The organism is Streptococcus hyointestinalis (assembly GCF_041225505.1).
Taxonomy (GTDB): Bacteria; Bacillota; Bacilli; order Lactobacillales; family Streptococcaceae; genus Streptococcus; species Streptococcus hyointestinalis_B.
In genome coordinates, this window is sequence record NZ_JBCLSK010000007.1 from 65,111 (window position 1) to 71,131 (window position 6,021).

Genomic DNA, 6,021 nt, shown 5'->3' on the forward strand with positions numbered 1-6,021 from the left:
ATTAGTTCTCTTTTCTTTCGACAGTTTCAATGCACCAAGCAATCAGCTCCTCGAGGCGCTCTATATTTTCAGTCATGTGGAGATAGCCTAGAAGCGCTTCAAAGCCTGTTGACATGCGGTAGGTCACGACATCAGCATTTTTAGCCTTGGTGTGGCTGTGAGCGTTTCTGCCACGCTTGTAAATCTCAAGCTCTTTGTCACTGAGGAGATTGTCCTCTATCATGCGACTAATCAGCATGGCTTGGGCTTTTGCTGAAACGTAGCGTGTCGCTTTTTGGTGGAGCTTTTGCGGCTTTGTCATGCCCTGAAAGATGAGATGACGGCGGATATACATGGCATAAACCGCATCCCCCTCAAAGGCGAGGGCAATGCCATTGATGAGATTGACATCCAGATTAGTCACGTGTCCACCTCACACCGTCCTTGGTATCAAGGAGTTTAATGCCTTTTTCAGCCAGCTCATCTCGAATCTTGTCTGCTGTGGCAAAATCACGGTTTTGACGTGCCAGCTGACGCTTTTCAATCAAAGCTTCAACGTCAGAATCAAGCACCTCTTCTTCAAAGACGATACCAAAAATAGACAGCAGTTGCGCAAAGGTCTCTTTGACCTCTTCGCTGTAGTGCCCAGAGTTAATCCACTTGGCAAGCTCAAAGATGATGGTGATTCCGTTTGCGGTATTGAAGTCATCATCCATAGCTGCCTCAAAGTCTGCTACAAACTGCGCTAAGTCTGTCGTATCCACATCTTCCTTGACAGGAAGGAGATAGGTGTTTTTGAGATACTTGAGATTGGCTTTAGCGTCATGGAGTGCCTTTTCAGTGAAGTTAATCGGCTTTCTGTAGTGCTGCGTTGAGAGAAAGAAGCGTAAAATCTGCCCATCCACGCTCTCTAGCAGGTCATGCACAGTCACGAAGTTCCCTAGCGACTTGGACATTTTTTCATTGTCCACATTGACAAAGCCATTGTGCATCCAGTAGTTGGCAAAGGTCTTGCCAGTTTTAGCTTCGGATTGAGCGATTTCATTGGTGTGATGAGGAAACTCAAGGTCAGACCCACCACCGTGAATGTCAATGGTATCGCCCAAAATCTCCGTCGCCATGACAGAGCACTCGATGTGCCAACCAGGGCGACCCGCTCCCCAAGGACTCTCCCAAGACACTTCTCCTGCCTTGGCTTTTTTCCAGAGGGCAAAGTCCACAGGGTTTTCCTTGCGACTGGTTTCCTCGTCCACACGACCAGAAGCTCCCACCTCGAGTTCTTCTAGAGTTTTATTGGCTAATTTACCGTAGTTTGGCGCTTTTTCCACACGGAAATACACATCGCCCTCTGAAGCGTAGGCGTAGCCCTTGGCAATCAAGACCTCAATGAAATCCATGATGTCACTCATATAGTCGATGACACGAGGGTTTTTACTAGCAGGCTTGACACCAAGCGCCTTGACATCCTCCATGAAGGCAGCGATAAACTTATCCGAAAAATCCTTGGTGGTCATGTCAGCGTCAAGCGCACCTCTAATAATCTTGTCATCCACATCAGTAAAGTTGGACACATAAGTCACGTCATAGCCCCTGTACTCAAAGTAGCGACGAATAGTATCAAAAGCCACAACACTTCTGGCATTGCCCACATGGATGTAGTTGTAGACCGTCGGACCGCAGACATACATCTTGACTTTTCCTTCTTCAAGCGGGACAAAGTCTCGCAAGTTTCTCGTCATTGTATCGTAAATTTTTATCATCTTTTCATTCCTTTGCTATCTCACCTTTTAGAGGTTTGAGGAGTGGAGACTTTCATGGCGGAGTTGGTCTAACTTTGAGGTGTAGTATTTGGACTCACGCTCTTCTTCTATTTGGTGAATGGCGTCCTTATCCTTCTTGCCATGCACACGCACGACCTTAGCTGGAATGCCAACAACTGTCACATCACTTGGCACATCTGAGACGACAACCGCAGCTGCCCCCACCTTGGCGTTTTCTCCAATCTCGACAGGTCCAATCACCTGAGCATGCGCTGAGATGAGGGCACCACGGCGAACGGTTGGGTGACGTTTACCAACGTCCTTACCAGTCCCTCCCAAGGTCACACCGTGATAGAGCATAGCTCCGCTCTCAACGACAGCCGTCTCACCTATCACAAGCCCAGATCCGTGGTCAATAAAGACACCTTGTTCTATTTGTGCTCCTGGGTGAATCTCAATCTGTGTCCAGAAGCGCCAAAATTGGCTGTGCATACGAGCTAAGAGTTTGAAACCATGTCTCCAAAGAAAGTGCGATAGGCGATGCGCAGCCAGAGCCTTGACACCAGGATAGGTCAAAAGCACCTCAAGCGAGCTCCTTGCTGCAGGATCATTTTCTTTTACAACTTGTATGGTTTCTCTCCACCAGCCCATAAACTACCTCATTCACTTTCAATATCGGACCAATCCACTAAAATCTGCTGTTCATCAAAAGGATTGATGGCTACGCCAAAGGTTTCTTCTAAATCCTCTTCGCCGTTACGTGGGCGGTAAATGTCGTTGATGGTCCATGTGACAACGACACCTTGATTTTCCCTAAAAGGAACACCAAACTCTGGATTATTGTACCACTTGGCAAAGCTGTCAAGCGTTGTAAAGGCAGGCACATAGCTCTTGCCTTCTGGCGTCGCCATTGTCGGGAAAAGACGCTCAAACTGCTCATCTCCCTTAGGAAAGACAAAGACAGGCACCAAGTAGACCTTGTCCATGATGTCAGCGTCTGTATTTTCCTCAGTCATAAGAGTGTTGACAACACTTGTCAACTGGTTGATGTAAGGCACTAGCTCGCTATTGGTAAAGACAACGCTGTTGTCGCTGTTTTCTTCGGGTTTGAGGTTGAAAGCAAGCCCATCAAACGACTGGGAGATTTCCTCTTCCATGACATCAAAAGCGATACGCTCCACCCATTTTTGCTTGTGACTGCTTTCTTGAACGGCTTTAAAAGCCTCTAAGTCCGCTGCAGTTGTAAAGACAGGCACAACCTTTTGTCCATCAACTTCAATCGCATAAGGCTCCTTTGGCGCTAGGATTGACATAGTATGAAAAGCATCCACAAGAGCGATACCATTTAGAAAATGGTCGGGCTCTTTTAAAAAGGCACGTAAGCGAAAATCAAACTCTGTAAATTTACTCATGGTTGTCCTCTCCTTTAGCAGGTTTAGCTGGTTTTGGTCTAGGCAGTAATGCCTTCATAGACGCATCAATACGCCCCTTGTCGTCAATCTTGATGACCTTGACATCGACCTCTTCGCCGACCTCTAGGACGTCAGAGACTTTTTCGGTACGTGTCCAAGCAATCTCAGAGATATGCACCAAGGCGTCGGTCTTGTCAAAGAGATTGACAAAGGCTCCGAATTTCTCGATACGCACGACCTTGGCATTGTGGTAAACCTCGCCGACCTTGGCTTCACGCACGAGACTTGCGATGATTTCCTTAGCACGGTTGATAGCGTCTTGGTCGCTTGAGTAGATAGAGACATTACCCTCTTCGTCAATATCAATCTTGACACCTGTCTCGTCGATAATCTTGTCAATAGTCTCGCCACCTTTTCCGATAACGACCTTAATCTTATCCACATCAATCTTGATAGTATCAATCTTAGGCGCTGTCGGTGCCAACTCTTTACGTGGCTCTGGGATGGTTGCTTCAATCAAGTCCAAAATCTCAAAGCGTGCTTTCTTGGCTTGCGCAAGCGCTTCTTGTAAGACTTGTGGCGTGATCCCTTTAATCTTGATGTCCATCTGAAGGGCTGTAATCCCCGCACGAGTCCCAGCAACCTTAAAGTCCATGTCGCCAAAGTGGTCCTCAAGCCCTTGAATATCGGTCAAAATGGTGTAGTTGCTGCCGTCTGAAATCAAGCCCATAGCAATCCCAGCTACAGGCGCTTTGATTGGCACACCACCAGCCATCATTGCTAGGGTTCCTGCACAGATAGACGCCTGCGAAGATGAACCATTAGACTCCAAGACCTCAGCCACCAAACGAATGGCATAAGGGAACTCTTCTAGACTTGGCAAAACTTGCGCAAGCGCACGCTCACCCAACGCACCGTGACCCAATTCACGACGCCCTGGCGCACCGTAGCGCCCTGTCTCTCCGACAGAGTACTGTGGGAAATTATAATGGTGAAGAAAACGCTTTTTGTACTCTGGGTCAAGCCCATCTATAATCTGCGTCTCACCCATAGGCGCTAAGGTCAAAACAGAGAGAGCCTGCGTTTGCCCACGGGTAAAGAGACCAGAGCCATGCACTTTTGGCAAGAAATCAATCTCTGCTTCCAAAGGACGAATCTCGTCCACACGACGTCCGTCAGGGCGGATTTTGTCCTCGGTGATGAGACGGCGCACCTCAGCATGCTCCATCTGCTCGAGAATCTCTGCCACGTCACGCATGATACGCTCAAACTCTTCGTGCTCAGCGTGTTTTTCCTCATAAGCTGCGATGACTTCTTCCTTGATAGCTTCGGTTGCCGCTTCACGGGCTTTCTTTTCCTCGACCTGCACAGCTGCTTGCAGTTGGCTGTTGTAGTTCTGGATGATTTCTGCTTGGAGGTCAGCGTCCACCTGCAAGAGCTCAACTTCTGCCTTTTCCTTACCGACAGCTTTTACAATCTCATCTTGGAAGGCAATCAAGTCACGCACCGCCTCATGCCCTTTAAGAAGCGCTTCTAGCATGACCTCTTCAGATAATTCCTTGGCACCTGACTCTACCATGTTGATAGCGTCACGGCTACCAGCAACCGTCAACTCTAAAAGAGAGCTTTCTTTTTGCGCTTGGCTTGGGTTGATGATAAACTCACCATCCCCATAGCCCACCTGCACTCCTGCAATAGGTCCATCAAAAGGAATATCAGAAATGGCTAGGGCAAGCGATGAGCCAAACATAGCTGCCATCGGTGCTGAAGCGTCCTCGTCATAGGAGAGAACGGTATTGATGATTTGCACTTCATTGCGAAAACCTTCCGCAAACATAGGACGAATTGGGCGGTCAATCAGTCTCGCCGTCAAGGTCGCATCCAGCGAAGGACGTCCCTCACGCTTGTTAAAGCCTCCTGGGAACTTGCCTGCAGCGTACATTTTTTCCTCATAGTTGACTTGCAGTGGAAAAAAATCGCCACTTGCCATTTTTTTAGACATGACAGCAGCTGATAAGACGGTGGTCTCACCGTAGTGGATAAGTGCTGCGCCATTAGCTTGTTTTGCCACTTGTCCAATTTCTACACGCAAAGGTCGTCCAAAAAAGGTCGTTTCAAAGACTTGTTTTGTCATAAGATTCTCCAAAGATTAAGATTTTTACATTCGATACCATGTTTTCTACAAAGCTCAAGAAAAGAAGTGCTGTTTTCCTCAACTTTGCATAAAACAATGTATCACGCTTATTCTATCATATTTGAGAGCAAATTTCAGCTATTGAAACCAATTATCTTTTGTGGGGACAATCGTAACCACTAGCTTACACTGTGGCTTGTTCTTGATTATAATGAGAAAATACGCTAAATATATACCAAACCACTATCAGCAATAAATTCAACATCCAAAAACAGTAAAAAGACCTTCTCAGGTCCTTTTTAGGCTCTATAATTTCTATAGTGGGTAAAAATCCAAAATAGAGGTTATAGGGCTTTTTGAGTACGAAAAAAGTCCCATATGACCTATAATGTAAAGTGATCAAACTAACACTAGGAGAATCATATGGAACTTATTAAGAATACCACAGAATTGCTTGGGTTAACAGATAAAAACATCAAAATTCTTTTCGCTTTCAAAGAAAAAAACATTCAGGTGCTTCGAGCTAAATTAGACTACTCTCCTACTCTTTGCCCCCATTGCCAAGGAAATATGACTTTCACCGCGAGTCTAAGATTCCTCTACTAGAAGTCCAAGGACTTCCCACTGTCTTATTTCTAAAGAAGAGAAGATTTCAATGCAAAACCTGTGTTCAAGCTGTTTGGGCTAGCTCAAACAAAAAATGTGCGGTTTTATACTTGAGAATTCGTCTAGGTCT

At 46.4% G+C, this 6,021-nt stretch carries 5 protein-coding genes and 1 pseudogene; 1 reads left to right on the plus strand and 5 read right to left on the minus strand.

The window, feature by feature from the left end:
• Position 1 precedes the first annotated feature (1 nt).
• Genes AALA56_RS03205 through pnp form a run of 5 tightly spaced genes read right to left on the minus strand, consistent with a single transcriptional unit; the run spans position 2 to position 5,285 of the window.
• Positions 2–403: a Mini-ribonuclease 3 gene (locus AALA56_RS03205; protein WP_164682262.1), complete on the minus strand. Its 402-nt coding sequence runs from the start codon at positions 401–403 to the stop codon at positions 2–4.
• Complete coding sequence (gene cysS / locus AALA56_RS03210) at positions 396–1,739, minus strand: cysteine--tRNA ligase (protein ID WP_369908721.1); 1,344 nt, start codon at positions 1,737–1,739, stop codon at positions 396–398. Before cysS ends, AALA56_RS03205 begins: the two co-directional genes overlap by 8 nt.
• Before the next feature lie 27 nt (positions 1,740–1,766).
• Positions 1,767–2,390, minus strand: a complete 624-nt coding sequence (gene cysE, locus AALA56_RS03215; protein WP_164682260.1) for a serine O-acetyltransferase — start codon at positions 2,388–2,390, stop codon at positions 1,767–1,769.
• Positions 2,391–2,398: 8 nt separating this feature from the next.
• A complete protein-coding gene (locus AALA56_RS03220; protein WP_369908722.1) occupies positions 2,399–3,151 on the minus strand; it encodes an SseB family protein in 753 nt (250 codons plus the stop codon).
• A complete protein-coding gene (gene pnp, locus AALA56_RS03225) occupies positions 3,144–5,285 on the minus strand; it encodes a polyribonucleotide nucleotidyltransferase (protein ID WP_369908723.1) in 2,142 nt (713 codons plus the stop codon). The genes AALA56_RS03220 and pnp overlap by 8 nt, the downstream gene beginning before the upstream one ends.
• 423 nt (positions 5,286–5,708) lie before the next feature.
• Between pnp and AALA56_RS03230 the strand changes: the two are divergent.
• Positions 5,709–5,953 (plus strand): annotated as a pseudogene (locus AALA56_RS03230) (transposase family protein); the annotation flags it as partial.
• Between the last annotated feature and the right edge of the window lie 68 nt (positions 5,954–6,021).

Coding starts and splice junctions, on each gene's coding strand:
- cysS (WP_369908721.1), bottom strand. CDS start 1,739: ATGATAAAAATTTACGATACAATGACGAGAAACTTGCGAGACTTTGTC.
- cysE (WP_164682260.1), bottom strand. CDS start 2,390: ATGGGCTGGTGGAGAGAAACCATACAAGTTGTAAAAGAAAATGATCCT.
- AALA56_RS03220 (WP_369908722.1), bottom strand. CDS start 3,151: ATGAGTAAATTTACAGAGTTTGATTTTCGCTTACGTGCCTTTTTAAAA.
- pnp (WP_369908723.1), bottom strand. CDS start 5,285: ATGACAAAACAAGTCTTTGAAACGACCTTTTTTGGACGACCTTTGCGT.